Origin of the sequence: Acinetobacter sp. 226 (assembly GCF_048147925.1) — a bacterium.
Classification (GTDB): Bacteria; Pseudomonadota; Gammaproteobacteria; order Pseudomonadales; family Moraxellaceae; genus Acinetobacter; species Acinetobacter pecorum.
Genome location: NZ_JAYWYX010000005.1, coordinates 23764 through 49205, shown reverse-complemented (window position 1 = coordinate 49205; position 25442 = coordinate 23764). Strand labels below are relative to the sequence as shown.

28 protein-coding genes and 4 tRNA genes are annotated in these 25442 nt (G+C 44.7%); 25 read left to right on the top strand and 7 right to left on the bottom strand.

Going from position 1 to position 25442, the window contains the following annotated elements:
* Nucleotides 1–8: 8 nt before the first annotated feature.
* The 15 genes from rpsN (at nucleotide 9) to VXP95_RS03085 (ending at nucleotide 8902) form a co-directional block, all read left to right on the top strand.
* The gene (rpsN, locus tag VXP95_RS03155) at nucleotides 9–314 is read left to right on the top strand and encodes a 30S ribosomal protein S14 (protein WP_004732275.1); all 306 of its coding nucleotides are present in this window, start codon (nucleotides 9–11) and stop codon (nucleotides 312–314) included.
* A gap of 12 nt (nucleotides 315–326) precedes the next feature.
* The gene (gene rpsH / locus VXP95_RS03150) at nucleotides 327–722 is read left to right on the top strand and encodes a 30S ribosomal protein S8 (protein ID WP_064094520.1); all 396 of its coding nucleotides are present in this window, start codon (nucleotides 327–329) and stop codon (nucleotides 720–722) included.
* A gap of 13 nt (nucleotides 723–735) precedes the next feature.
* A complete protein-coding gene (rplF, locus tag VXP95_RS03145; RefSeq protein WP_064094519.1) occupies nucleotides 736–1269 on the top strand; it encodes a 50S ribosomal protein L6 in 534 nt (177 codons plus the stop codon).
* A 14-nt stretch (nucleotides 1270–1283) separates the two neighbouring features.
* A complete protein-coding gene (gene rplR, locus VXP95_RS03140; RefSeq protein ID WP_004281497.1) occupies nucleotides 1284–1634 on the top strand; it encodes a 50S ribosomal protein L18 in 351 nt (116 codons plus the stop codon).
* 2 nt (nucleotides 1635–1636) lie between these two features.
* Nucleotides 1637–2134 (top strand): 30S ribosomal protein S5, encoded by a 498-nt coding sequence (gene rpsE, locus VXP95_RS03135; RefSeq protein WP_004281496.1) that lies wholly within the window; start codon nucleotides 1637–1639, stop codon nucleotides 2132–2134.
* A 6-nt stretch (nucleotides 2135–2140) separates the two neighbouring features.
* Nucleotides 2141–2317, top strand: coding sequence for a 50S ribosomal protein L30 (rpmD, locus tag VXP95_RS03130; RefSeq protein ID WP_004281495.1), 177 nt, complete (start codon nucleotides 2141–2143; stop codon nucleotides 2315–2317).
* A 3-nt stretch (nucleotides 2318–2320) separates the two neighbouring features.
* On the top strand, nucleotides 2321–2761 hold the full coding sequence (rplO, locus tag VXP95_RS03125; RefSeq protein WP_064094518.1) for a 50S ribosomal protein L15: 441 nt from the start codon (nucleotides 2321–2323) through the stop codon (nucleotides 2759–2761).
* A gap of 45 nt (nucleotides 2762–2806) precedes the next feature.
* Nucleotides 2807–4126 carry a preprotein translocase subunit SecY gene (gene secY, locus VXP95_RS03120; RefSeq protein ID WP_416680952.1) on the top strand — a complete coding sequence of 440 codons (1320 nt, stop codon included), beginning with the start codon at nucleotides 2807–2809 and terminating at the stop codon, nucleotides 4124–4126.
* A 19-nt stretch (nucleotides 4127–4145) separates the two neighbouring features.
* Nucleotides 4146–4262, top strand: a complete 117-nt coding sequence (rpmJ, locus tag VXP95_RS03115) for a 50S ribosomal protein L36 (RefSeq protein ID WP_000867907.1) — start codon at nucleotides 4146–4148, stop codon at nucleotides 4260–4262.
* 105 nt (nucleotides 4263–4367) lie between these two features.
* Nucleotides 4368–4724, top strand: a complete 357-nt coding sequence (rpsM, locus tag VXP95_RS03110; protein WP_004281492.1) for a 30S ribosomal protein S13 — start codon at nucleotides 4368–4370, stop codon at nucleotides 4722–4724.
* A gap of 19 nt (nucleotides 4725–4743) precedes the next feature.
* Nucleotides 4744–5130, top strand: a complete 387-nt coding sequence (gene rpsK / locus VXP95_RS03105; protein ID WP_004281491.1) for a 30S ribosomal protein S11 — start codon at nucleotides 4744–4746, stop codon at nucleotides 5128–5130.
* A 12-nt stretch (nucleotides 5131–5142) separates the two neighbouring features.
* A complete protein-coding gene (rpsD, locus tag VXP95_RS03100; RefSeq protein WP_064094516.1) occupies nucleotides 5143–5769 on the top strand; it encodes a 30S ribosomal protein S4 in 627 nt (208 codons plus the stop codon).
* A 16-nt stretch (nucleotides 5770–5785) separates the two neighbouring features.
* On the top strand, nucleotides 5786–6793 hold the full coding sequence (locus VXP95_RS03095) for a DNA-directed RNA polymerase subunit alpha (RefSeq protein WP_004281489.1): 1008 nt from the start codon (nucleotides 5786–5788) through the stop codon (nucleotides 6791–6793).
* Nucleotides 6794–6811: 18 nt separating this feature from the next.
* Entirely contained in the window at nucleotides 6812–7177 is a 366-nt protein-coding gene (gene rplQ, locus VXP95_RS03090) for a 50S ribosomal protein L17 (protein ID WP_004281488.1), read from the top strand.
* Nucleotides 7178–7411: 234 nt separating this feature from the next.
* Nucleotides 7412–8902, top strand: a complete 1491-nt coding sequence (locus tag VXP95_RS03085) for a flavin-containing monooxygenase (protein WP_416680890.1) — start codon at nucleotides 7412–7414, stop codon at nucleotides 8900–8902.
* Nucleotides 8903–8963: 61 nt separating this feature from the next.
* On the opposite strand, the gene VXP95_RS03080 is transcribed toward VXP95_RS03085, so the two are convergent.
* A complete protein-coding gene (locus VXP95_RS03080; RefSeq protein WP_416680889.1) occupies nucleotides 8964–10136 on the bottom strand; it encodes an acyl-CoA dehydrogenase family protein in 1173 nt (390 codons plus the stop codon).
* Nucleotides 10137–10319: 183 nt separating this feature from the next.
* On the opposite strand from VXP95_RS03080, the gene VXP95_RS03075 reads away from it, so the two are divergent.
* From VXP95_RS03075 to VXP95_RS03055, 5 genes are all read left to right on the top strand, one after another.
* Entirely contained in the window at nucleotides 10320–10577 is a 258-nt protein-coding gene (locus VXP95_RS03075; RefSeq protein WP_004645065.1) for a succinate dehydrogenase assembly factor 2, read from the top strand.
* A complete protein-coding gene (locus tag VXP95_RS03070) occupies nucleotides 10570–10956 on the top strand; it encodes a hypothetical protein (protein WP_416680888.1) in 387 nt (128 codons plus the stop codon). Before VXP95_RS03075 ends, VXP95_RS03070 begins: the two co-directional genes overlap by 8 nt.
* Before the next feature lie 536 nt (nucleotides 10957–11492).
* Nucleotides 11493–12533 (top strand): hypothetical protein, encoded by a 1041-nt coding sequence (locus VXP95_RS03065; protein ID WP_416680887.1) that lies wholly within the window; start codon nucleotides 11493–11495, stop codon nucleotides 12531–12533.
* 63 nt (nucleotides 12534–12596) lie between these two features.
* Entirely contained in the window at nucleotides 12597–13169 is a 573-nt protein-coding gene (gene rrtA, locus VXP95_RS03060; protein ID WP_064094511.1) for a rhombosortase, read from the top strand.
* A 197-nt stretch (nucleotides 13170–13366) separates the two neighbouring features.
* A complete protein-coding gene (locus VXP95_RS03055) occupies nucleotides 13367–15649 on the top strand; it encodes a TRAP transporter large permease subunit (RefSeq protein WP_416711384.1) in 2283 nt (760 codons plus the stop codon).
* 62 nt (nucleotides 15650–15711) lie between these two features.
* Here VXP95_RS03055 and VXP95_RS03050 read toward each other — a convergent pair whose 3' ends face one another.
* The 5 genes from VXP95_RS03050 to rnr form a co-directional block, all read right to left on the bottom strand.
* Nucleotides 15712–16593: a DMT family transporter gene (locus VXP95_RS03050; RefSeq protein ID WP_416711383.1), complete on the bottom strand. Its 882-nt coding sequence runs from the start codon at nucleotides 16591–16593 to the stop codon at nucleotides 15712–15714.
* A 55-nt stretch (nucleotides 16594–16648) separates the two neighbouring features.
* Nucleotides 16649–17083 (bottom strand): hypothetical protein, encoded by a 435-nt coding sequence (locus VXP95_RS03045; protein WP_416711382.1) that lies wholly within the window; start codon nucleotides 17081–17083, stop codon nucleotides 16649–16651.
* Between the two features lie 17 nt (nucleotides 17084–17100).
* Nucleotides 17101–17310 carry a YheV family putative zinc ribbon protein gene (locus tag VXP95_RS03040; protein WP_171054337.1) on the bottom strand — a complete coding sequence of 70 codons (210 nt, stop codon included), beginning with the start codon at nucleotides 17308–17310 and terminating at the stop codon, nucleotides 17101–17103.
* 40 nt (nucleotides 17311–17350) lie between these two features.
* A complete protein-coding gene (locus VXP95_RS03035) occupies nucleotides 17351–19390 on the bottom strand; it encodes a M3 family metallopeptidase (protein WP_416711381.1) in 2040 nt (679 codons plus the stop codon).
* 410 nt (nucleotides 19391–19800) lie between these two features.
* Complete coding sequence (rnr, locus tag VXP95_RS03030; RefSeq protein ID WP_064094505.1) at nucleotides 19801–22248, bottom strand: ribonuclease R; 2448 nt, start codon at nucleotides 22246–22248, stop codon at nucleotides 19801–19803.
* Between the two features lie 263 nt (nucleotides 22249–22511).
* Here rnr and VXP95_RS03025 point away from each other — a divergent pair.
* The 5 genes from VXP95_RS03025 (at nucleotide 22512) to VXP95_RS03005 (ending at nucleotide 23907) form a co-directional block, all read left to right on the top strand.
* A tRNA-Ser gene (locus VXP95_RS03025) sits at nucleotides 22512–22601 on the top strand.
* A 16-nt stretch (nucleotides 22602–22617) separates the two neighbouring features.
* Nucleotides 22618–22694: transfer RNA gene (locus VXP95_RS03020), tRNA-Arg, on the top strand.
* Nucleotides 22695–22742: 48 nt separating this feature from the next.
* Nucleotides 22743–22819, top strand: a tRNA-Arg gene (locus tag VXP95_RS03015).
* A gap of 118 nt (nucleotides 22820–22937) precedes the next feature.
* Nucleotides 22938–23543: a dihydrofolate reductase family protein gene (locus tag VXP95_RS03010; protein ID WP_416711379.1), complete on the top strand. Its 606-nt coding sequence runs from the start codon at nucleotides 22938–22940 to the stop codon at nucleotides 23541–23543.
* 287 nt (nucleotides 23544–23830) lie between these two features.
* A tRNA-Arg gene (locus VXP95_RS03005) sits at nucleotides 23831–23907 on the top strand.
* A 104-nt stretch (nucleotides 23908–24011) separates the two neighbouring features.
* Here VXP95_RS03005 and VXP95_RS03000 read toward each other — a convergent pair.
* A complete protein-coding gene (locus VXP95_RS03000; protein WP_064094503.1) occupies nucleotides 24012–25310 on the bottom strand; it encodes a hypothetical protein in 1299 nt (432 codons plus the stop codon).
* Nucleotides 25311–25442: the final 132 nt, after the last annotated feature.

The window sequence follows — 25442 nt, the reverse complement described above, 5'->3', positions numbered from 1 at the left end:
AGGTCGATATGGCTAAGAAAGGTATGATTAATCGCGAATTGAAACGTGAAGCTACTGTTGCTAAATACGCTGCAAAACGTGCTGAATTAAAAGCTGTTATTGCAAACGTAAATGCATCAGACGAAGAACGTTTCGAAGCGATGATGAAATTACAAGCATTACCACGTAATGCATCTCCAGTACGTCTACGTAACCGTTGTGGTTTAACTGGTCGTCCTCATGGTTACTTCCGTAAGTTCGGTTTAAGCCGTAACAAATTACGTGAAACTGTAATGCAAGGTGATGTACCTGGCGTTGTTAAGGCAAGCTGGTAAGGAGCACTATAGATGAGTATGCAAGATACCGTTGCCGACATGCTAACACGTGTTCGTAACGCACAAATGGCGAAGAAACAATCTGTTTCTATGCCTAATTCTAAGTTGAAAGTAGCAATTGCTAACTTACTTCAACAAGAAGGTTATATTTCAAACGTAGAAGTTGCGGATGCTGAAGGTAAACCAACTCTTACTTTGACTTTAAAGTATTTCGAAGGCAAACCAGTTATTGAAACTGTGAAACGCGTAAGCCGTCCAGGTCTACGTCAGTATCGCGGTAAAGATGCACTTCCAAGCGTTAAGCAAGGTTTAGGTATTGCAATTGTTTCTACAAGCAAAGGCATCATGACTGATCGCGCTGCACGTGCTGCAGGCGTTGGTGGTGAAGTTATTGCTTTTGTTTCTTAATAGGTGATTCCTCATGTCTCGTGTGGCTAAAGCCCCAGTAACTGTACCTAACGGTGTAACAGTTACTCAGAACGGCCGGCAGGTCGAAGTGAAAGGCACTAAAGGTACATTGTCTTTCAACCTGCATGCGCTGGTCGAGCTTAAACAGGAAGACGGTACATTAGCTATTGCTCCAGTAGAAGAGTCGAAAGACGCTTGGATGCAAGCTGGTACTGCTCGCGCTGTGCTTAACAACCTTGTAAAAGGTGTGAGCGAAGGTTTCGAACGTAAGTTACAGCTTATCGGTGTTGGTTATAAAGCTGCGGTTAAAGGTGACGTTGTTCATCTTAACCTTGGTTTCTCTCACCCGATCGATTATGCACTTCCTGCAGGTGTAACTGCTGAAACTCCAACTGCAACTGAAATCATTCTTAAATCTGCTGATAAAGCAGCTTTAGGACAGGTTGCTGCAGATATCCGTGGTTACCGTCCACCAGAGCCGTATAAAGGCAAAGGTGTTCGTTATTCTGACGAAGTTGTACTTCGTAAAGAAGCTAAGAAGAAATAAGGCGCGAGGTTCTTATGAACGAAAAGAAACAATCCCGTTTGCGTCGTGCGAAAAGCACACGCTTGCACATCCGTGCATTGGGTGCGACTCGTTTGTGTGTAAACCGCACTCCGCGTCACATCTATGCTCAAGTTATCTCTGCAGATGGTGGCAAAGTATTAGCGCAAGCTTCTACTTTAGACGCTACTCTACGTGCGGGTACAACTGGTAACGTTGAAGCAGCTCAAAAAGTAGGTGCTTTAATCGCAGAACGCGCTAAAGCAGCTGGTGTTACTAAAGTTGCATTTGACCGTTCTGGTTTTAAATATCATGGTCGTATCAAAGCCTTGGCTGATGCTGCTCGTGAAAACGGCTTGGAGTTCTAATCATGGCTAAAGTTGAACAAAACGAAGGTCTTGTTGAAAAGCTGGTTGCCGTTGATCGTGTAGCCAAAGTTGTTAAGGGTGGTCGTATCTTCTCTTTCACAGCATTAACTGTTGTGGGTGATGGTAATGGTCGCGTAGGTTTTGGTCGTGGTAAAGCACGTGAAGTTCCAGCTGCTATCTCTAAAGCACTTGAAGCTGCTCGTCGCAATATGATTACTGTTGACCTTGTTGATGGTACGTTACAGCACCCAATTCATGCACGTCACGGCGCTAGCCGCGTATTCATGCAACCTGCCTCTGAAGGTACAGGTGTAATTGCTGGTGGCGCTATGCGTGCAGTTCTAGAAGCTGTAGGCGTACGTAACGTGTTGACTAAATGCCGTGGTTCTACTAACGCTGCTAACGTAGTAAACGCAACTTTCAATGGTTTGCGTGATATGACTACTCCTGAAAAGGTTGCTGCGAAACGTGGTCTTTCAGTAGAACAAATTCAAGGGTAATCAATCATGAAAACGATTAAAGTTACCCAGACTAAATCTGCATCGCACCGCTTGAAAAATCACAAGCTTAGCCTGCAAGGTTTAGGTCTGCGTCGTATTGGTCATACTGTAGAAGTGTTAGACACACCTTCTAACCGTGGTATGATCAACCAAGTCTACTATATGGTTAGTGTAGAGGAATAAGCCATGACTCTGCGTTTAAATACAATTGCACCTGCAGAAGGTGCTAAACGTGATAACCTTCGTCTAGGCCGTGGTATCGGTTCTGGCGTTGGTAAGACCGGTGGCCGTGGTGTCAAGGGTCAAAACTCACGTAAGAGCGGTGGTACTCGTCCAGGTTTCGAAGGCGGTCAAACAGCACTTTATCGTCGTTTGCCTAAATTCGGCTTCACTAGCCAATTGGCTTTGAAAACTGCTGAAGTACGTTTATCTGAGCTTGCTAAAGTTGAAGGCGACATCGTCTCTCTAGAAACTTTAAAAGCTGCGAACGTTGTACGTAAAGACATGACTCGTGCTCGTATCGTACTTTCTGGTGAAATTACTCGTGCATTCACTATTCAAGGTGTTGCATTGACTAAAGGCGCTAAAGCTGCTGTTGAAGCTGCTGGCGGCAAAGTCGAGGAGTAATCCCCAGTGTCTATGACTCCTAGTTCTTCAGGTCATGTCAACATGATGAAAGGCCAACCATTTCATGTGAAATACCGTGAAATTATTCGTCGAATGATGTTTCTCATTGGTGCGTTGTTGGTGTTTCGACTAGGAGCGCATATTCCAGTACCAGGCATCAATAATGCTGCGTTGGAAAACTTGTTTAATGCAAACTCAGGTACGATCCTGGGTTTGTTTAACATGTTTTCTGGAGGGGCATTAGAACGAATGTCGATTCTTGCTCTGGGGATCATGCCTTACATTTCTGCATCGATTATTGTGCAGCTGATGTCAACGGTGGTTCCTTCGCTGGAAGCTTTAAAGAAAGAAGGCGAGCAAGGCAAACGTAAAATTAATCAATACACACGACAAGGCACCTTATTCTTGGCGCTGGTACAGGCGATAGGTATGTGTGCGGGCCTCATCAGTCAGGGAATTACCCTGAATACTGGTTTGGCTTTTTATGTTCCTGCAGTAACCTCACTGGTTGCCGGGACCATGTTCTTGATGTGGTTGGGTGAGCAGATTACCGAACGTGGGGTGGGAAATGGTATTTCCATGATCATCTTTGCGGGTATTGTTGCCGGATTGCCTAATCTGATTATGCAATCATTGTCATCTGTAGATAATGGCCAGACCAGCCTAATCGGCTTGGTAATTTTTGGTTTACTGTCTTTAGGTGTCTTGGCAGCGATCGTGTTTATCGAGAAAGCGCAGCGTCGCATTCCGGTGAACTATGCTCAAAAACAACAGGGTCGTCGTGTATTTACTGCACAGCAGACACATTTGCCATTAAAAATTAATATGGCGGGTGTGATTCCGGCAATTTTTGCCAGTTCATTGCTTTTGTTCCCTGCGAGCTTAGGTCAATGGGTGGGCAGTGCAGATCCAAATGCTGGATTTATTAAACGTAGCCTGCAAGATTTGGCATTGGTGTTGTCGCCTGGTCAGCCGTTGTATTTGGTGCTCTTTGGTGCGTTAATTATCTTTTTCTGTTACTTCTATACAGCACTGGTATTTAGTCCTAAAGAAGTGTCAGAGAACTTGAAACGCAGCGGAGCTTACGTGCCTGGTATACGTCCAGGTGAGCAAACTGCTCGTTACTTAGATCATATTCTCAATCGTTTGACGTTTATTGGCGCGATTTATATCACCGTCATTTGTTTGATGCCGATGATATTGCAAAGTTCATTTGGTATTCCATTCTATTTGGGTGGTACTTCTTTGCTGATTGTTGTGGTAGTGGTGATGGACTTTATGGCTCAGCTGCAATCACATCTCACTTCGCACCAATACGATAATCAAACGTTAATGAGAAAAACGACTGCTCATCCTAAGGGATAAGCGCACTTGAGGTTTCATCATGAAAGTACAAGCTTCTGTTAAAAAAATTTGTGGTAGCTGTAAAGTTATCCGTCGTAATGGGGTTATCCGCGTAATTTGTAGCGCAGAACCTCGTCATAAGCAGCGTCAAGGTTAATCTGATTAAGACCTGTTGATTTCTGTAGGCGAATTAGGTTATTATCCGCCCCTCAAGATTTTTGTGGGGCGGTTGATTATCTACTGCCTTTTTGGAGAAAATTGAATGGCTCGTATTGCCGGTGTAAACATTCCGGATAACAAGCATGCTGTTATCTCTCTAACGTATATCTTTGGTATTGGCCGCCATACTTCAAAAGCTATCTTAGCTGCTGCTGGTATTGCTCCAACTACTAAGATCCGTGAATTAGATGACGCTCAGCTTGATGCGATTCGTGCAGAAGTTGCTAAGGTTCCGACCGAAGGTGATTTACGTCGCGAAATTTCCATGAACATTAAACGTTTAATGGATTTAGGCTGCTACCGCGGTCTTCGTCATCGTCGCAGCTTGCCTGTCCGCGGTCAACGTACCAAAACTAACGCACGTACCCGTAAAGGTCCGCGCAAACCTATTAAGAAATAAGATTTCTGGAAGCTAAAAGATGGCTAAAGATACTCGCGCACGCAAGAAGGTCACTCGTACCGTCTCTGAAGGTGTCGCACACATTCACGCTTCTTTTAATAACACCATTGTGACTATTACCGATCGTCAAGGTAATGCACTGGCTTGGGCCACTTCAGGTGGACAAGGCTTCCGTGGATCACGTAAATCAACTCCGTTTGCTGCTCAGGTAGCTGCTGAAGTTGCTGGTAAAGCTGCTTTAGATTACGGTTTGAAAAACTTGGACGTCCTTGTAAAAGGTCCTGGTCCTGGTCGTGAATCTGCGGTTCGTGCTTTAGGTGCAGTGGGTTATAAAATTAATAGCATTACCGATGTGACTCCAATTCCTCACAACGGTTGCCGTCCACCTAAAAAACGTCGCGTGTAAGGAGAAACATTCATGGCTCGTTATATTGGTCCAAAATGCAAACTCTCTCGTCGCGAAGGGACAGACCTGCAACTTAAATCAGGCGTTAAACCGTTTGATGTTAAGACTAAAAAACATGCGAAAGCTCCTGGCCAGCACGGCGGGGCTCGTGGTGGTAAACAATCTGAGTACTCACTACAATTACGCGAAAAACAAAAAGTACGTCGCATGTACGGTGTTTTAGAGCGTCAATTTAGTAACTACTATAAAGAAGCTGCTCGTGTTAAAGGCGCAACTGGTGAAAACCTGTTGAAGCTACTTGAAAGCCGTCTTGATAACGTCGTTTATCGTATGGGTTTCGGTTCTACTCGTGCAGAAGCTCGTCAGTTAGTATCTCACCGTAGCATCACTTTGAATGGCCGTCGTGTTAACATTGCGTCTATCCAAGTTAAAGCGGGTGATGTGATCGCAGTTCACGAAGGCGCTAAACAACAATTACGTATTAAAAACGCAATTGAATTGGCGACTCAACGTGGCTTGCCTTCTTGGATGGAAATTGACCATTCTAAATTAGAAGGTACGTTCAAATCTGCACCGGATCGTTCTGATTTACCTGCTGAAATCAACGAAAGCTTGATTGTAGAATTGTATTCTAAATAATCCTTGAGGAAGCAATATGACGCGTACTGCAAATGAGTTTCTAACTCCGCAAGCGATCAAGGTCGAAGCGGCAAGCGGGACCTCGGCAAAAGTTATTCTAGAACCATTAGAGCGTGGCTTTGGTCATACTCTTGGTAATGCTTTACGTCGCATTCTTCTTTCTTCTCTACCTGGCGCAGCTGTGGTAGAAGTTGAGATTGAAGGGGTCGAGCACGAGTACAGTACTTTGGAAGGCTTGCAGCAGGACATCGTCGAGCTCTTGCTGAACCTAAAAGGATTGTCGATTAAGCTGTTCGATCAAAATGAAGCTTATTTAACATTAGAGAAACAAGGTGCAGGCGACGTAACTGCGGCTGACCTTCGTTTACCTCATAATGTTGAAGTGGTTAACCCTGAACATTTGATCGGTACTTTAAGTGCCTCAGGCTCATTAAAAATGCGCCTGAAAGTGGCTCAAGGCCGTGGCTACGAAACTTCTGATTCACGCTTCCCAGAAGGCGAAACTCGCCCAGTGGGTCGCTTGCAGTTAGATGCTTCTTACAGCCCAATCAAACGTGTTTCATATACCGTGGAAAACGCGCGTGTGGAACAACGTACTGACCTTGATAAACTGATCATTGATCTTGAAACCAATGGTACTGTTGATCCTGAAGAAGCAATCCGCAAAGCGGCAACAATCTTGCAACAACAAATTGCAATCTTTGTTGACCTTCAGAAAGATCAAGCACCTGTGGCTCAAGAACCTCGTGAAGAAGTTGACCCAATCTTGCTTCGCCCAGTAGATGATCTAGAGCTAACTGTTCGTTCTGCTAACTGTTTGAAAGCAGAAAACATTTACTACATTGGTGATCTTGTACAGCGTACCGAAGTTGAGTTGCTTAAAACTCCTAACTTGGGTAAAAAATCGCTTACTGAGATCAAAGATGTTCTGGCTTCTAAAGGCTTACAACTCGGCATGCGTTTAGAGAACTGGCCACCGGCTAGTCTCCGTATGGACGATCGTTTCGCCTATCGTAGCCGTTAATTAAGTAGGACTATCACCATGCGTCATCGTAATAGTGGTGTGAAATTAGGCCGTACAAGCAGTCATCGTAAAGCGATGTTCCAAAATATGGCTAACTCTTTGTTCGAGCACGAGTTGATCAAAACAACTGTGCCTAAAGCAAAAGAGTTACGTCGTGTAGCTGAGCCTTTAATCACTTTAGCTAAAAACGATACAGTAGCAAACCGTCGTTTGGCGTTTGCTCGTACTCGTTCAGCAGCAACTGTTGGTAAATTATTTACCGTTCTTGGCCCTCGTTACAAAGAGCGTAACGGCGGTTATCTACGTGTTCTTAAAGCGGGCTTCCGTGCAGGTGATGCTGCACCGATGGCTTACGTTGAGCTAGTAGATCGCGAAGTTAACTAATTTCGTGAAGAATAACGTAAGTTGTTCAAAAAGGTCGGTTGAATAAACCGGCCTTTTTTAATGCCTGAAAACTTTATTTGAATAAATCTGAATTTGGTTTACCTATACATCCTGCATAATTGATTTGGCCTCAAAAGATAAAAAATAGTGGCTTTTTTAATCAACTTGACATTGTGTATTGTCAGTTTTGTGATTTAATTAAAACTGATAGCATCGCTTAGGTAAAAGAACAATATGGAAAAGCAGGTAGATATTTTAATTGTGGGTGCGGGGATCTCGGGGATTGGTCTGGCAGCGCATCTTTCTAAACATTGTCCACAACGCTCTTTTGATATTATTGAACGTCGTGAAAGTATTGGCGGAACCTGGGATCTGTTTAAATATCCGGGTATCCGTTCTGATTCTGATATGTCAACTTTTGGTTTTAATTTCAAGCCTTGGCAGAAGGAAAGTGTGCTTGCCGATGGAGCATCCATAAAAGGCTATCTCTCTGAAGTGGTAGAGGAATTCAAGCTTCAGCCGAAAATCCATTTTCAGCATCGTGTCTTAAGTGCCAATTATGATTCTGCCACCTGCAAATGGTCAGTAGAGATTGTGGACGCACAGGGCAAGAAGCAGACGTGGAGTGCTAATTTTGTACTGGGTTGTACTGGTTATTATAATTATGACCAAGGTTTCCAGCCGGAGTTTCTAAATCAGCAGGCATTCAAGGGGGAATTCATTCATCCGCAGCACTGGCCGGAAAATTTAAACTATAAGGGCAAAAAAGTGGTTATCATTGGCAGTGGTGCCACTGCGATTACTTTGGTGCCTGCCATGGCTAAAGGTGGAGCAGGCCATGTGACCATGTTGCAGCGTTCACCGACTTATATTGCCTCTGTGCCTTCTGTCGATTTTATATATTCAAAAATGCGTAAATATCTGCCTGAAGATCTGGCTTATAAGCTGACGCGGGCGCGTAACATTGGTATGCAGCGTGGAATTTATGCGCTGGCACAAAAGCAACCCAAATTGTTAAAAACGCTGTTGCTTAAATCAGTAAAATTTCAACTGAAAGGTAAAGTGGACATGAAACACTTTACCCCGAATTATGAGCCTTGGGATCAGCGTCTGTGTGTGGTGCCAGATGGTGATCTGTTTAAAATCTTACGTGAAGGGCAGGCATCAGTTACAACCGATCAGATAGAAACTTTTACCGAAACCGGGATTCAGCTGAAATCGGGTCAACATCTGGATGCTGATATTATTGTCTCTGCCACTGGCCTGAACATACAAATTCTTGGTGGGATTCAGGCGACGATGGATGGTCAGCCTGTCGATACCTCGCAGCATATGCTGTATAGAGGCGTTATGGTGAGTGACCTTCCGAATATGGCGCTGATTATTGGCTATATTAATGCTTCCTGGACGCTTAAAGTGGACATTGCAGCAGAATATATTTGCCGTTTGCTTAACCATATGGACCAACAACATTTTGATGAAGTCATTGCAACAGGCGATGCCACAGAACTGATGGATGATACAGTGATGGGCAGTCTGACATCGGGATATATTGCCCGTGCAGCAAATGTGATGCCAAAGCAGGGTAAACATGCTCCGTGGAAAGTCAGCAATAATTATCTTGCAGACCGTAAGGAATTGAAACAGGCTTCGTTTGAAGATGGCGTGCTGAAATTCAGGAAAAAGAGCAATGCACTTAATCATAAGCCGCGTCTAGTTTCTTGAATTTGAATTTTTAGCGTACAGAAAAAGGAGTCCTGAGAGACTCCTTTTTTATGCGTCGGTTTTACAGTGAGCGCGCGATGAGTTCTTTCATAATTTCATTGGTACCCGCATAAATCCGGTTGGCACGGTTATCGATATAAGCCCGGGCAATTGGATATTCCAGCATATAACCATAGCCGCCATGCAATTGCAGACATTCATCTACGACTTTACTGAACATTTCTGAAATTTTATATTTTGCTGCAGCCGCTGCATCCACGCCTAACTCTTGTTGTAACTGTTGTTGCATACAGCGATCCAGATAAGCGCGGCAGACATCGATCTCGGTACGCAGTTCTGCCAGTTTAAAGCGGGTATTTTGAAAATGGCTGATGCTCTTGCCGAATGCCTGACGTTCCTTGGTATATTTTACTGTGTGGGCAAAAGCGGCTTCAGCACCTGCCTGACAGATAATCGCTACAATCAGGCGTTCCCAGGCCAGCTCTTTCATCAGCATCATAAAGCCCATGCCTTCCAGACCGAGCAGGTTTTCTTTGGGTACCCGAACATTGTCAAAAAACAGTTCGCAGGTATCCTGGCCTTTCATGCCGATTTTATTTAAGGGCTTGCCTTTACTAAAACCAGCTCGATCGGCTTCGACCATAATCAAGGAGAGATTGGCCGAGCCTTTGTCACTATTACCTGTTTTACAGACCACAATGACCATATCGCAAAGATAGCCATTGGTAATAAAGATCTTGGAACCATTAATGATATAGTAGTCGTCATCGAGTACTGCCGAGGTTCGCACTGCTTGCAGGTCAGAGCCAGTGCCTGGTTCGGTCATGGCAATTGCGGTGACGACTTCCCCGGAAGCCATTTGGGGTAGCCATTGCTGTTTTTGAGCTTCATTGCCAAAGTTCAGCAGATAATTGGCGACGATATCCGAATGCAGGGAAAACCCGGTAGCTGAGTCTCCGGCATAGGCCTGTTCTTCAATTAAGATCATGCTATACAGCCGATCTACGCCAGAGCCGCCATATTGTTCAGGCATGGTCGCACAGAGTAAACCAAGCTCACCAGCTTTATTCCATAGCTCTCGATCTACATGTTGCTGGTCTTCAAAACGTTCGGTATGTGGAATAACTTCCTTTTCATAAAACTTGCGTACCGTTTCGCGAAAAGCTTCATGCTCGGCAGTAAAAAGTTGGCGGGGCAGCATGGGAGTAAGCGGGCGAATGGCTGCAGATTGCATCTTGTTATTCCTTATTTTGATCGGTTTACTTTAACTTAGGTCAAGCCGGGAACAGCGGCAATGAGCGGAATGTTCAAATCAGCTAAATCTGCTGATGCTTTTGGTCATTTCTATGAAATCCCTCGAAATTCAGTTGATGCTTCAGGTAAACTATTCGGGTTTATAACGAATTGGGGAAATTCGATGACTGATGACATTAGCTTGGAAGAGCGCAAAGTGATTTACCGTGCGCGTCGTGGTTTAAAAGAACTGGATGTCTATTTTGATCCCTACGTCAAAAATTACTATCTGAATGCTGAACCTTTTGAAAAGCAGATGTTTGCAGAGCTGGTGGAGCAGGAAGACCCAGATTTGCTGGACTGGTTTATGGAAGTATCCGAGCCGCCGCGTCCTGAACTGAAAGATTTTATCAAGAAGCTTAAATTTTACGTTCATGGATAATCGCTGCTTCAAGCTGAAACGCAGTCTGTGTGCATTGGCGTTTCAGCTTTTTATTTTTGCACTGTTAATGTATTTGCTCTATCAGTTACTACCATTTGCACTCTGGTTGCTGTCTGCACTCACAGGACTGCTGGTGTACCATCTGTTTTACCGGAAGACGCCACAAATTGAGCAGTTTGAATATCTGGATGGCCGTGAATGGTCATTGACCGCTAAAGCAATGCCAACCCATCGGGTATCTATTAGTCATGTCATTGATCATCAGGCATATATTGTGGTGTATTTCCAGCATGCCAAGGCTCGGCCTTTACTGATCTGGTGTGATCAATTGCCACTCAAGCAATGGAAAGCTTTAAAAGTATTGACTAAATTAATTTAATTGTAAGACAAATGTTTTTTAATTATTTTATTAAAATTTAAAATAAACAAATACTTAGATTGTTATGGTCTTTTTGTTGTCAGACAAAAATCAAGGTTAATTCATGACTTAGATGAATTGTCTGACAATTTATCCCCTGTGTTTTATTTTTAGCCTGTACATTGAGCCTACCAACAGCAAATACGGGAGACCCTGATGGAATTTCCAGTGTGGATGTTTCTGATTGTAGCGATTGTTTTGGCCCTGGTAATTGGACGAATCGGGACAGTGCTGAAGGATAAATTTTCATCTTAATCAAGCAGGGTTTAAACCACTTCTCTGTTTGTACAGTTAATAAGTAGCATGTGCTGAACCGTCGCAATGCTACTTTTTTTTGCCCAAAATTTGGGATTCTCCTAAATACAGTCAATTGCAGTGTGGTCATTTAATGGCAAAGTGTCTGGTCTAAATTAGAGTAAATACTCTTTTATTCACAAAATGCTTCTGATATCTTTAGCAGAAAGATGGACATAATCACAATTATAGAGGACAGGAAAATGTCAGGCGTCCGTAAAATATGCCAAGGTATGGCGACTATTGCAATAACAACAACAGTTTTGACGGGATGTTCTCAGGTTATTAAAACTGGTGCCAATGTGGCACTGGGTTTCACCGAAAATCATATCGTCCCACCGATTTTAGCGATGGATGATGCTGAAATGGTGTGCAATTCAGGAAATTCTTTAACGCCGGCCATTATGGCAACCAAAGAAATGGGAGCAGATCCAACCCGGGTGGCTGTACTGATGTATTCAGCTGCCGGTATTTGTGCTGAACAAAAAGCACTTGAAGCCGAGTTGCGCTATTTACGTGCTTCAAAAACCAATCAGGTAGCAGAAGCCCAGGATGCCCGGATCGAGCAGAAGCGCTGGGCGGCACTGGCAGCACAGCGTCAGTATACCGGTTATCAGCTGTTTCAAAGCCGTTATGAAAAGAAATATCAAAAAGCCTTGGGCGAAGAATGCCCGCGCATGAACAGTGACATCGAGCAAACTGTTTATCTGCTGGGCATGCTCAGTGGCTTGCAGGCCATGACCAATGATATTAACTCGGGTGGTGCAGTGCATGTACCGAAAGATATTGCTGCCGTGGTCGAGCGAGGCATGGTTTGTTTGGATAACGCGAAATTCTGGGGTGCACCGAATGCCACTCGCGCTGTGATCTGGACCTTGTTGCCAGGCGCCGGGGACGGTAAACCTGACCCTTACCAAACCTTAAAACAATCTACACAAATTGGTGAGCAAAAAGGTGTACGTTTATCTCATGCCTTATATGCCGTAGCCGCACAGGCCAGTGGTGATGATGCCAAAGTCCGCGATGCCCTTAAAACTTTTGCTCAGGCCCGTACTGAAGACAAGCCGGTCAATCCACAATTCAAGCTGATTGACAGTATGGCTGCAATTATGGTCAGCGGTATATCTGATCGCTATTGGACAGAACATACCGGTGTACGCAGTGGCGATGATGGCATGCAACGTTTCTGGGATGAGTCAGACAGCTCTTCCGAACTCGATGAGCTGTTCAGCGCGGATTTGTAAGCAGTACCATATAAGCTTCAGGAGTGAAGTCAAAACTAGAGAAGCAAGGAGGGCAATAGGCCGATGCTAGAGCAACATTTTCGACAAAAAATTATTTTTCTAGCGGCTTTTGTCTCTCTTTGTGCTTGTCTGCAAATTTTCAAGGACGATTTCATTTATTGGCGAGAGAGTCTGCTTGGTGAATTCTGGCGACTCTGGACGGCACACTGGGTTCATGTAGGTTGGACCCATTATTTCCTTAATATTCTTGCGTTTATCTGTCTTCCTTTTATTTTTCCACGCGTTAATATCTGGCATTTTTCCGCCATTTTACTGATCTTGTCACCTTTGATCAGTCTGAGTTTTTATTTTTTCTTGCCGAATATTGAAGCATATGCAGGGTTGTCAGGAGTATTACACGGGGCTTATGTAGCAGTAGCCTGTGTGCATTTGCAGTATAAGCGGGAACGTGGATTTGCGGCGCTGGTGCTGTTTCTCATCTTGGCCAAACTGGTCTGGGAAAATACCATTGGTAATTCCGGAACAGCCCAACTCATTGGTAGTCCAGTGCTGGTAGAAGCACATTTACTGGGGGTGATCTGGGGGGTGATTCTGGCAGTCATTTATATTGTGACCAATTATTTTAGGGATAGCTAAAGTGTAGGAATAGACAGCTACTTGGCAGAAAAAACTAAAAGAAAATATAAATTGTCATTTTTATTATGCCGGTTTTCATGCAGATTCAAAACATAGAATAAATATCCTGACTTTTGAAAAGGAATTTTCGGGAGCAGAAGGCAAGATCAGCGATCTGGATCAAGCGACAGGCCGCTAAAACAATAATAGGAAAACATATGCAAAATGATGATCAAAACAGATCAGGACTAGGTCTGTTGCGTTATATATGGACAGAGTGGATCTCGACCTTTGTCGTGCTGGTTTTACTTTTGCTCACTTTGATTATCGGCACCGGGGAAATGATTCACGGCCAGTTGCTGCGTATGGGCGAGCGTATTTACGGCGATCCGGCAACCGGAATGCAATATTCATTTTTACGTGCTGAACCGACACGCCCACAATGTGAACGTAATATCAATGTCGATCAGCGTGTTCAGCAACAGATGAAAGCCGATGCGGCCGATGAATATGCCGATTTCTTTGGCGTGCGCTCGGAAGCGGATGTCCGTGCTGCGGTATTACAGGCACAGCAGGTCTGTGAAGAATCTTACCTGTTTTATGACAAAGCCATTCAGCATGTAGAAGCGCATCCAAGTATTCGGGCTTATCGGACATTTGAAACCTCTTTCTTTGGCATATTCAAGTTTGGTACTGAAAACCGGGCTTTGCTTCTGGTCATCATGGTGGTTTTCGCTGCAATCAGTGCCACCCTAAAAACCCATCATATTGGCCTACGCAGTCCAAGTACCCGAATGGACTTTAAAGTCTATTCGGTGGCCATGCTGGTTGCTAATGCTTTTCTGGCATTCTCATCTTATAGCCAATACCAGTCTGTGTTGAATTCGGGTGTGCCGATGGGCGAAATGAAATACATCTACTGGCTGTGGATGATTCTGTTTAGCACACTCACTCTAATTAGCCTTTATCAGGTCATCAAACCACCGAAACCGACGCGTGAGGGCGGCAGTTTTGGTCTGGCCTTTCTAAGTGTACCGCTGTATGCCTATATGGCTATTATCACCGGAATAAACTTCACATTCTTGATGGACTATCCAATGGGACAGGGGATTTATCTGGGTCAATTGGTGGAGTTTTCCAGTATCTTCCTGAATCTGGCCTTGTTTATCTGGGCCGGTATGTTGCTGAAACAGACCCGTGTTGTAGACATGTTCCTGAATATTCTGCGTCCATGGAATCTGGCCCCTGAAACCCTGACCTGGTTAATCTTGCTGGCCGCTGCATTACCAACCGCCTATACCGGAGCATCGGGGATTTTCGTCATTGCCGCAGGTGCGATTATTTACAAGGAAGTCTGGAATGCGGGTGGACGCCGTCAGTTTGCACTGGCGGCCACTGCCATGTCCGGTTCACTGGGCGTAGTCTTACGTCCGTGTTTGCTGATCGTCGTCGTGGCCTCACTGAATAAAGAAGTCACCACCGATTTGCTGTATCACTATGGGATTTATGTCTTCCTGCTCAGCTCGACTTTGTTTCTGGTCATTTCCTTGTTTGTTGCAGAAAATAAATTCCGGATTGCTGCACCTACTGTAGCTGCACCTCAATCCGGGCGTGCCTTCGTTGCAGTTATTCCTTATATCGTGATTTTCATTCTGATCTGGTTATTCTATAAATATGCCTTGTCGACTGATCTGAATGAATTTACTGCGCCTGTGATGATGCCTGTGATTCTGCTGATGATTGTCCTGTTTGACAAGCTGCGCCACGAACCTGCGCCACTACCGGCAGTGGGGCACTGGGATGACACCTTGACCGCAACTTTAAATTCCAGATCGGCTCCTGAGCTTGCAACAGCCGGTGCGGTGACCAATGCAGAATATCGTGAAGCTGAACATAGCGAACAAGCAGGCAAAGAACTGGTGGTTGATCATGGTGTGCAGCGTTCAAAAGCGACTGAAATTTTACGTCATGTCGGTTTCTGGAAATCTATGCATATTTCTACCAGTGAAACTGTAGGACATATTGGTGCGCTAGTGATCCTGATGGCACTTTCAGTGAGTGTCGGTGGCTTGCTGGAACGTATGGAAATTATGGAAGCCTTCCCGACCGATATCAGCAGTACCATTCTGGTGATTTCACTGATTGTCGGCTTGATGATTTTTGTTGGGATGATCATGGATCCATTCGGAGCGGTCATTCTGATCTCTGCAACGGTTGCTCCAGTGGCTTATCAATACGGCATTCACCCGGTTCATTTCTGGATGATTACTCTGATTGGTTTCGAGCTGGGTTATGTGACGCCGCCAGTGGCACTGAATCATTTACTGGCCAGGCAGTCGATTGGCGATGCCGAAGTGGCTGAAGCCGATGCAGAAGTACGACACCTGTCTTTCTATTACCGTTATGAACGCTGGATTTTGCCGGTGATTGTGTTGCTGCCTGCGATGCTGATCATTGCTTATGTACCTTATATCTTTAAGTTGTTCGGCTGGTATCAATAAAAGAAAAGCAATAAAAAAGCACCTACGGGTGCTTTTTTATTTATTTGATTTAAATTCTTTAATCAAACTTTGGATGAATTCAGGCGCTTTTGCAGGATCGAACTACACAGCAAAATGGCACAGAAAATCAGACCTAGCCCGATCAGACTATATAGGTCCGGAACTTCATGCCAGAACAGAAAGCCCCACATGCCAGCAAAGAAAATTGCCACATAGTTGACTGGTCCAATCTGTCCTGCCGGAGCCAGTTTATAAGCATTGGACATGAAGAGCTGACTGAAATTGGCCAAAAGGCCGGCAGCGACAAGAAAGCTGAGTTCTGTCAGGGTATAAGGTCGCCACAGCCAGAACATCGGAATCACGGAAATCAATGTGCCAATAAAACAGAAATAAAACACGATTTTTTCTGGTGACTCGGTTTTGGTCAGTGCCCGAACCGTGACAAACGCCATCGCGGCCAGAAAGCTGGCACCCAAACCAATGGCTGACATCAGGTTGAATAAACCAGAATCCGGTTTGGCGACACAGAGTACCCCGATAAAACCAATCAGAGCTGCGGCTAACATGCTTAAGGTAATTTTTTCCTTGAGAAATAGCCAGGCAATCAGTGGAATAAAAATCGGGGAAGAGTAGGTGAAGACCATGGCATTGGAGAGTTTTAAGTGCGCGATGGCATAAAAAAAGCCGTACATGGCAGTCAGACCGACCACTGCACGCCAGGTGTGCATCCACAGTTTTTCAGTCTTAAAAAAATCAATTCCCTTGTTAAAAATGAAAGGCAAGAAAATAAACAGCCCAACAAAATTGCGAAAGAAGACCACTGTGGCATTATCAACCGTTGCCGAGGCATAACGGATACACACGCCCATAACTGAAAAGAGAAAAGCAGAGCAGGTCAGTAACAGAATGGCTTTAAGCAGATGCGGAGCGGCTGGGGCAGACATGGAAACAACTGAGCTAGAAGATCTGACGATATTCTAGCTGAAATGCTGTCGAGATTTACTGGCTTTGAGCAAGTTGTGCTTCAAGTAACTTAATCTGTTCCTCTTTCAGTTGGATTAACTGGTCGGCATCGCTATGCTGCGCATCCAGTGTGGCTTTTTGTTCATTGAGCTGAACTTGGATGTCATCTAATTTAGCCACTTCTTCTTTGGCCAAACTGGCATTCTCCGGCACTGGTGCATCTAACAGCTCATCTGATACCAGTGCTTTAGCTTCGATCGTCTCAGGTGCTTTCGCTGCCGCCGTATCTTCTTCAGTTTTCGCCGCAGGTTTTGCTGCCGGAACAGCCGCGATATCTTCCTGATGTATGCGTTCCGCTTCACCGGAAGAGGCATTCAACCACTGATATAGCAATACCAATGCAACGACAGTAACTAAAGCCCCCATAATCCCCATTAAAAGTTTGGGGTTATTTCTTTGTTCTACTGACATAGCTTGAACCTTGATTTTTATTTTACTGAACGAGGTTTAAACTGAATCACGCCAACTTCATCTGGAACAGCTGGTGTTTCTGGTTGATCAACATGTGTGGGACGATTTTCTTCATAACCACATTCAATACATTCGATCCATTCATCTTCACCAGAGGTCAGCATGACGACGCGATCTAACGCCTGACATTTTGGACATTTTGCGCCTGCAATGAAACGACGTTTAATGGTCATCATACTCACCTTGTGATCAACTTAAAAAGCTAGTTTAAGCGTTTTTAGAGGGGTTCGTCCAACCTTGATGACGCAGCAACGCATCTATTTTTGGCTCGCGTCCGCGGAAATTGATAAATGCGTCAAGTGCTGTATCTTTTCCGCCAACTGCTAGAATTTTTTGTCTAAACTGCTTTCCAGTTTCAGTATTAAAAATCCCTTCTTCTTCAAAGCGGTCGAAGGCATCACTGGCCAAAACTTCAGCCCATTTATAGGAATAATATCCCGCTGCATAACCGCCGGCGAAAATATGACTGAAGCTGTTTTGGAAACGGTTATAGTCAGTGGTCGGCAAAACTGCATACTTTTCGCGAATTTCATTCAAAGTATCCTGAACCTGCGCTGCATTTAAGGCTGGATTGGCACGGTGGATACTCAGGTCAAACAGGGCAAATTCAAGCTGACGCAGGGTTTGCATGCCAGACTGGAAAAAACGTGCATCGAGTAGGGCTTTGAGCAATTCAGCCGGTAGGGATTCCTGGGTTTCTATATGCTCGCTGAGCACATCCAGACTTTCCTGATCCCAGGCCCAGAACTCCATAAACTGGCTTGGCAGCTCAACCGCATCCCAGGCCACGCCATGGGTACCAGCTACAGCAATATTGTCTACCTCTGTCAGCATATGATGCAGGCCATGACCAAATTCATGGAACAGGGTAATCACTTCATCATGGCTCAGTAGTGCAGGACGACTACCGACAGGAGGAGTGAAGTTACCGACCATATAGCAAATCGGCTTTTGCAGGCCGTCACTGGTCTGCATACGGGAACGGAAGCCACTCATCCAGGCACCGCCACGTTTGCCCTGGCGTGCATACAGATCGAGATAGAAGCCGCCAATCACCTGACCTTGATCTTCCAGTTCAAAATAATGTGCATCCGGATGCCAAACCGGTGCATCACGTTCAATTACCTGTATCCCATACAGGCGATTGACAATACTGAACAGGCCTTGCAGGATTTTTGGCGCAGGGAAATAAGGTTTAAGTGCTTCCTGTGACAGGTTAAATTGCTGCATTTTCAGCTTTTCAGAATAATAGCTGCTGTCCCAGGGTTGCAGGTCACTAATGCCATCTTCAGCAGCAATTGCTTTCAGTTCACTAACTTCTTTCTCTGCCGGTACACGGGCATGTTCTGCCAGATCACGCAGGAATTCATCTACCGCCTCTACACTCGGTGCCATTTTGCTGGCTAAGGACAATTTCGCATAATTATTAAAACCAAGCAGCTTCGCCATTTCCAGACGTAAACTGAGAATTTCTTCGATCAAGGCAGTATTGTCAAACTCGGTCTGCCCAGACTGATCTGATGCTCGCGTCACATACGCCTTATAGAGCTCTTCACGCAGAGGACGATTTTCTGCATGGGTCATGATTGCCAGATAGGATGGAAAATCCAGGGTAGCCACCGGTTGATCCAGTTCATGCTGCTTGCCATACTGTTTGAGCAGTTCAATATTGTTTGCCGATAAGCCCGCTAGTTCATCTTCATTTAATGGTCTGAAGTAGGCTTGAGTGGCATCCAATACATGATTCGAAAAATCTGAAGACAATTGGGACAGGCGCGCAGAAATTTCCGCAAAGCGCTTTTTCGCTTCTCCTTCCAATGCCACACCAGACAGTTTGAAATCACGTAAGGCCAGTTTGATGGCACTTTGCTGTGCGGCCGGGAGTTCATTAAAGATGGGTGCATCATGAATATGCTGATAAGTCTGATACAGCGCTGTATGTTGACCGAGTTGCGTATAGTATTCGCTTAGACCGGGTAATAAGGCCTGATAGACATCACGTGTTTCCGCATTGTTTTTCACGGCGTTGAGATGTGAAAGAATGCCCCAAGCCTCACTCATATTATTTTCGAGTGTGTCGACATGTTCCAAAATGGCAAGCTGTTCCTGAGCTGATTCAGGTGTTTCGGTAAGTTCATTCAGGAATTTTTGACCTTCAGCAATACAGCTTTCAATCTTTTGTTTAAGTTCTTCTAGGGTAATCTGATCAAATTGCGGAATAGGCAAAGTTGCCTTTTCTAAAATCATGTCGTTTCTGCCAAATTAATTTTCAGTATTAAATTTAGATGTAGGGCTTCTAGTGAGAGAAATCAAGGCAGTTAAAGTTTTTTCTCTAGCTTTGTATTTAATATTTTGAAGTTATTCAATAAATTCACTATCAGATGAGGGTAAGCCTTCTAGTTCATTTATATCGATGATGGAAATATTGGTGATTTTAGTTTTCCATAGGTTTAAAGGGTGTTGATACCAGTAGGTGACTCTCATGGTGATAGGATTATTATTTAAAGCCTCTTTAAGGCCTCAGTCATAAGCAAAGCCATTAAAGAAATGTTCAGAGTAAAAGTAGTGATGGTATCCATTTTTATAATTTTCATTTCGTAATATTTTGATTATAAATAAAAAAGAGCGCCGTAGCGCTCTTTTTAAACTGTCACAGATTATTCAGTCTTGGCTTTTGCATTGGACTTTTTCTTTTTAACCTTGGCCTTTTTCTTTACTTTACCTTTATCCTTTGCTTCAGACTTTCCTGCAGATGATTTAGCAGGCTTGTTGCTGTAAGAGCTGGGTTTTCCTTTGCCTTTTTTGCGTCGTCTGGGTTGTTCTCCATCAGCGTTCAGGTTGGATTTAGACTCACGCTCATTGCTGCCAAACACTTCTTCTGTCGCAGTAGGACGTGGTAGCGGTTTTTTCTCGCTTACTCGCGGTGCACGGGCACGGACTGCACGGCCGGCATGACTGAGCTGTTGGATCAGTTCAAAATCAATCTTGCGCTCTTCCAGATTTACACCGGCAACCTTGATCTTGACTTCATCCCCTAAACCAAAAATCTGACCGCGGTTCTGGCCGACCAGATTCTGGCTGCTTTGGTCATAGACAAAGAAGTCATCGCCCAACTGGCTGACATGTACCATACCATCGACATAAAGGTCTTTTAGCGTGACAAACAGGCCGAATTCTGCCGTCGCACTGACAATGCCCACAAACTCTTCACCCAGATGCTGCTGCATATAGTGACATTTAAGCCAGGTGGTTACAGAGCGGGAAGCTTCATCAGCACGGCGTTCTGTTGCAGAGAAATGTTCACCGGCAGCCTCTAAAGCCCCGCCTGAAAGTGGAGATGGCTTGTGATTTAAATGTGCTTTGATGGCACGATGCAATAACAGATCCGGATAACGGCGGATTGGCGAGGTGAAATGTGTATAGGCTTCATATGCCAGACCGTAATGGCCGGCATTGTTGGCACCATAATAAGCCTGCATCATGGAACGCAGTAACACGGAATGAATACTTGGTGCATCGATCCGGTCTTTAGTCGCCTCAATCACGGCCTGATAATCGGCTTGCGTTGGCTGTTCCGGGAATTGCAGACCCAACAGCTTGACGAAATCACGGACTTTCTGGATACGCGAAAACTCAGGTGGCTCATGCACGCGGTACAACATTGGCATTTCATTTTTTAATGCATATTCTGCGGCTGCCACGTTGGCCAGCAACATACATTCTTCAATCAGCTTATGTGCATCATTACGGGTGCGTGGAAGAATTTCTTTAATTCCACCCATTTCGTCGAAGGTCATGTAAGTTTCTACAGTTTCAAATTCCATGGCATGCCGTTCAGAACGTAAGCCTTTGAGAACCTGATAAAGCTGGAACAGGGTATTGATCGACTTGCGAACTTCACGGTCTTCGGTAATGGCCTGGCTGTCGCCTTCCAGATACTGTGCGACTTGATCATAGGTCAAACGTGCCTTGGAATGCATGACAGACGGATAGAACTCAAAACCGGTCACACGGCCAGCACGTGACAGTTTTAAATCACAGACCATACATAAACGGTCAACGTTCGGATTTAAAGAACACAAGCCATTGGATAGAGCTTCAGGTAACATCGGTAAAACGAAGTGCGGGAAGTAGACAGATGTACCGCGTTCCTGGGCTTCATCATCCAGCGGCTTGCCAGGACGTACATAATGGCTGACATCGGCAATCGCCACGACTACACGATAACCACCACCTGGACGTTTTTCGGCATAAACGGCATCATCAAAGTCACGCGCATCTTCACCATCAATGGTCACTAGTGCCAAATCTCGAAGATCCACACGGCCTTCGCGATCTTTCTCTGTCGGTTCCTTGAAGCTTTCAGCTTCTTTAACGACTTCTTCCGGAAATTCATAAGGCAGGCCATATTCCAGAATGGTTTGTGGAATGATGATCTCGGTATCGGCCTTGTCTGCCATGGACTGCACAATATGGCCGGTTGCAAATTCTTCTTTGGTCGGGTAGCGATCAATCGCAACGCGAATAGAATCACCGACTTTGACCTTGGCATGTTCAATCAGCTCTTTTTCCAGGGTAATCGGCTGATGTGCATTTGGAGCAGCCGGCTGAACAAAGTATTCACCTTCATACTCTGATACTTTACCAATGATCTCTTTGACACGATGCTGCAAAACTTCGGTAATAAAGCCCCAAGACTTACCTTTACGATCCACTGAAGTCTGACGTACTTTAACCCGGTCACCATTAAAGACCTGACGCAGTTCACGCTCAGGGAGCAGCAAATCATCTTCACCTGAAATATTGGCGGTACCGCTTCCCTTTGAGTTGATATAGACCGTTGCTTCATGCTCAGGCTGTTCTGCCGCAATCTGGAACTTATAACCGTCTTTCATCAGTTGGCCGTCACGTACCATCGCAATCAGACGATGGCTCAGGGCATCAATACTTTTTTGATCAGCAATTTCAAAATGTTCGACCAGGTCTGCATGGGACTGGGCATTGTTCTTTTCGATAGTTTCTAAAATCAGCGTGCGGCTAGGGATAGGGTTGTCATAACGTTCGGCTTCAGCTTTTGCTTCAGGATCGACCCAGTTTTTCATCATGTCTTTAAATTTATCTTAGGAGATTGGTTTAGCATAAAACATGTATGCGCAGACTGCACGTAAATGATTGCAATAATCCATTTAAGTTTTCAATTTTCTGTTAATTTTCGATAACTGGAAATTTATGCAGTTTTTTCGCTATCAAAATGCACGAAAAATCGAGGAATTGCTTAAAAAGTATTTAAACGAGCAAAAATATGCACTTTTTTTTGATGCTGCGCTTGCAGTGCCATGCCGAAATTTGTATTATGGCCGCACGTTACGGTGAGATGGGTGAGTGGCTGAAACCACGTCCCTGCTAAGGACGCATACGGGTAACTGTATCGAGGGTTCGAATCCCTCTCTCACCGCCACGCTTACTTACATCGCGCGCTCATAGCTCAGCTGGATAGAGCACTTGGCTACGAACTAAGGGGTCGGGAGTTCGAATCTCTCTGAGCGCACCAAGTAAGTTAAGCAGAAAAATGTATCGCCAACCTAGGCACACAAGTTACGCGCTCATAGCTCAGCTGGATAGAGCACTTGGCTACGAACTAAGGGGTCGGGAGTTCGAATCTCTCTGAGCGCACCAACTTGAACAATCAACCGCACATGTTGCGGTTTTTTTGTGCCTAAAATTTACAGAAACACCAGACATCACGTGCTAAAAATAAGTCTCAGGCGATTTAATAAAAATAAAGGCAGTCGTGATGAGAAAAATCATTGTCCAGGAATTTTTGACCCTAGATGGCGTGATGCAGGGGCCCGGAGGCCCGAAAGAAGATCTATCTGGTGGTTTTCAATATGGTGGCTGGGTGGCGCCGTATTTTAATGCGGAACCTGATCCGGCATTTGATGCCATCATGCAAAACTGGATGCAGCCCTCCGATATTCTTTTAGGAAAAAATACTTTTCAGATTTTTGAATCTTACTGGCCCACACATGCTGAAGACTGGCCGGGAATTAATGATGTCAATAAATATGTTCTTTCTACCAGTCTGGAGCACTCGGACTGGCAAAATACGATCTTTCTAAAAAGTATGGATGAGATCATTAACCTGAAGGCTTCAGGGGAGGGGAATATTCGTGTATATGGTAGTGCTGCAGTGGTACAGGCGCTTTTCAAATATGAGCTTGTGGACGAACTTCGTCTGCTGACTTTTCCAATTATACTGGGTGTTGGCAAACGCCTGTTTAATCATGAATCAATACCCGCCGCTTTTCAGTTGATAGACCACTTGGCTAGCTCAAATGGTGTTGTGTTTGCGTATTATCAAAGGGCAGGCGCAGTAAAGACCGGAACAATAGGCGAGTGATAAAGCGTACAAGGATGATGGTTATCTGATATTTGAATTCTATTCTGGTTGGATACCTGGTTGAGAATACTTAAGGTTGACCCATTGCGTAGTGCTGGAATTTTTTGGAAAATCCGGCTTCTTGGTCGAATTAATTAAGTGCTTTTAGCTCTAAATTTGCAGAAGTTTTCGGCAGAAAGTTGTGAATATTGCTGCATCGTTTAATTACTGTACGTTCGGTTGAGATTTTATTAAAAAACACTTAACAAGACTGAAAAAACTCGTATAATGCACCCCATCAAGACGTCGCGCTCATAGCTCAGCTGGATAGAGCACTTGGCTACGAACTAAGGGGTCGGGAGTTCGAATCTCTCTGAGCGCACCAATCTTGATAAAGAATTATGAAAAAACCGCACAGTGATGCGGTTTTTTTACATCTGTAGTTTTTTAATTTTTCATATAAAAAACCAATAACTCTCTGCCTCCTTCTTATCTTAATTTCTGCTGCACTTTCAGTGCATAAACGGTATTGCCACCCACTGCAGGTAAAACATCATGATAGGGCATACTGCGCATGGCTCTTAATAAGAACGGTGCCTGATCGTGAATCTTCATACTGCTGGTAATTTGAAATAAGGTACCTTGTGACTGCGGTAATAAGCGCATGCCACCTTTCACAAACTTCAAGTCGCCGCCATTGGCATTGAACTGGTTTTGCAGGGAATCAGGCTGGTAAAAACGCATCTTGAAGTTAAATGGAATCTGAATCACTCCTAAACCGACCGACACCTTATAGTTGGCATCTATATTCTGAGGATTGACCGGCTTAAGTTCGACCTTCTTGATCTGCCGGGGAAAAAGCTGCTGGGTTGCTTCAGCTGCTAACCACGGCCGCAATTTTTCGACCGGATGCGCAAAATATTGATAGGTGCTACTAAATCTTAAATTTTCTGAGACTTTTCCTTCTTTGACCAGATAGTTCGGCAAAATGAAACTGACCGGTTGCCCAGACTTCTGGCTGATCTGGGCAATTTTTTGTAGCTGTTGAGGGTTGAATCTCAGTTGCGGAATCGGAGTTGCTAGTGCTGCTGTATGCTCGGTTTTAAAGCGTTGTTGTAGTGCTTCCAGCAGAAATGCATTGGTACTCGGCGGAATGCCGAGTTTGGCTTCAGGTAGCGCATTCAGGATTTTACTGAATAAAAAGCCTTTGGGCTGGTTCAGGTCGCCCCATTGGGTGACAGTCACCAGCGTTCTATGCGAACCCAGTGCAAACCATTCCAGTTTTCCTGCACCATAGGGAATTGGCGCATCGATAATTAAGGTGCTGATGCTGTTATCACCCAGATGATGCTGCATCACTACGGTTTCTTTAAAGTTTAACACCGGAATCGGGGTTGGGATATGAACCTGATATTTAACCTGCTGAATCGAACCCTGCTGCTCCAGCACTTTGGCTGACTTTAATGTCGGAAACAGACCCACATAATTTGGATAATGTTGCAGCAATTTTTCGACCTGAGCTTCAGCTACCGGCAATACCACAGCCGCACTATAAAACTGTGCCTTGCTGGGTGCATTGCTGTTTAAGGTCGGAAGCTGGGTTTTAGATGAGGGATGCGCATAAATCAGAATCCGCTCGCCGGTTAACTCTGCCAGCTGGTGAGCATTTCCCTGATAGGCACTCAGACTGCTCGGCAGTTCGGCATTCCAGGGAATAATCTTGGCCAGTGCTGTGGTAGAGGTTCCTAAAAGAACACTGATGACTATGCATTGCTTTAATCCGTTCATTCAGCAACCTGTTACATATTTTTTGTTTTAATTGCTATTTATTTAAAACCAAAAGCACGAAATTCCAAAGCAAAGTTATGTAATTGATGTGACAGGCCATAAGCGCTGTGTATATTTTGGTATAGTATTGGG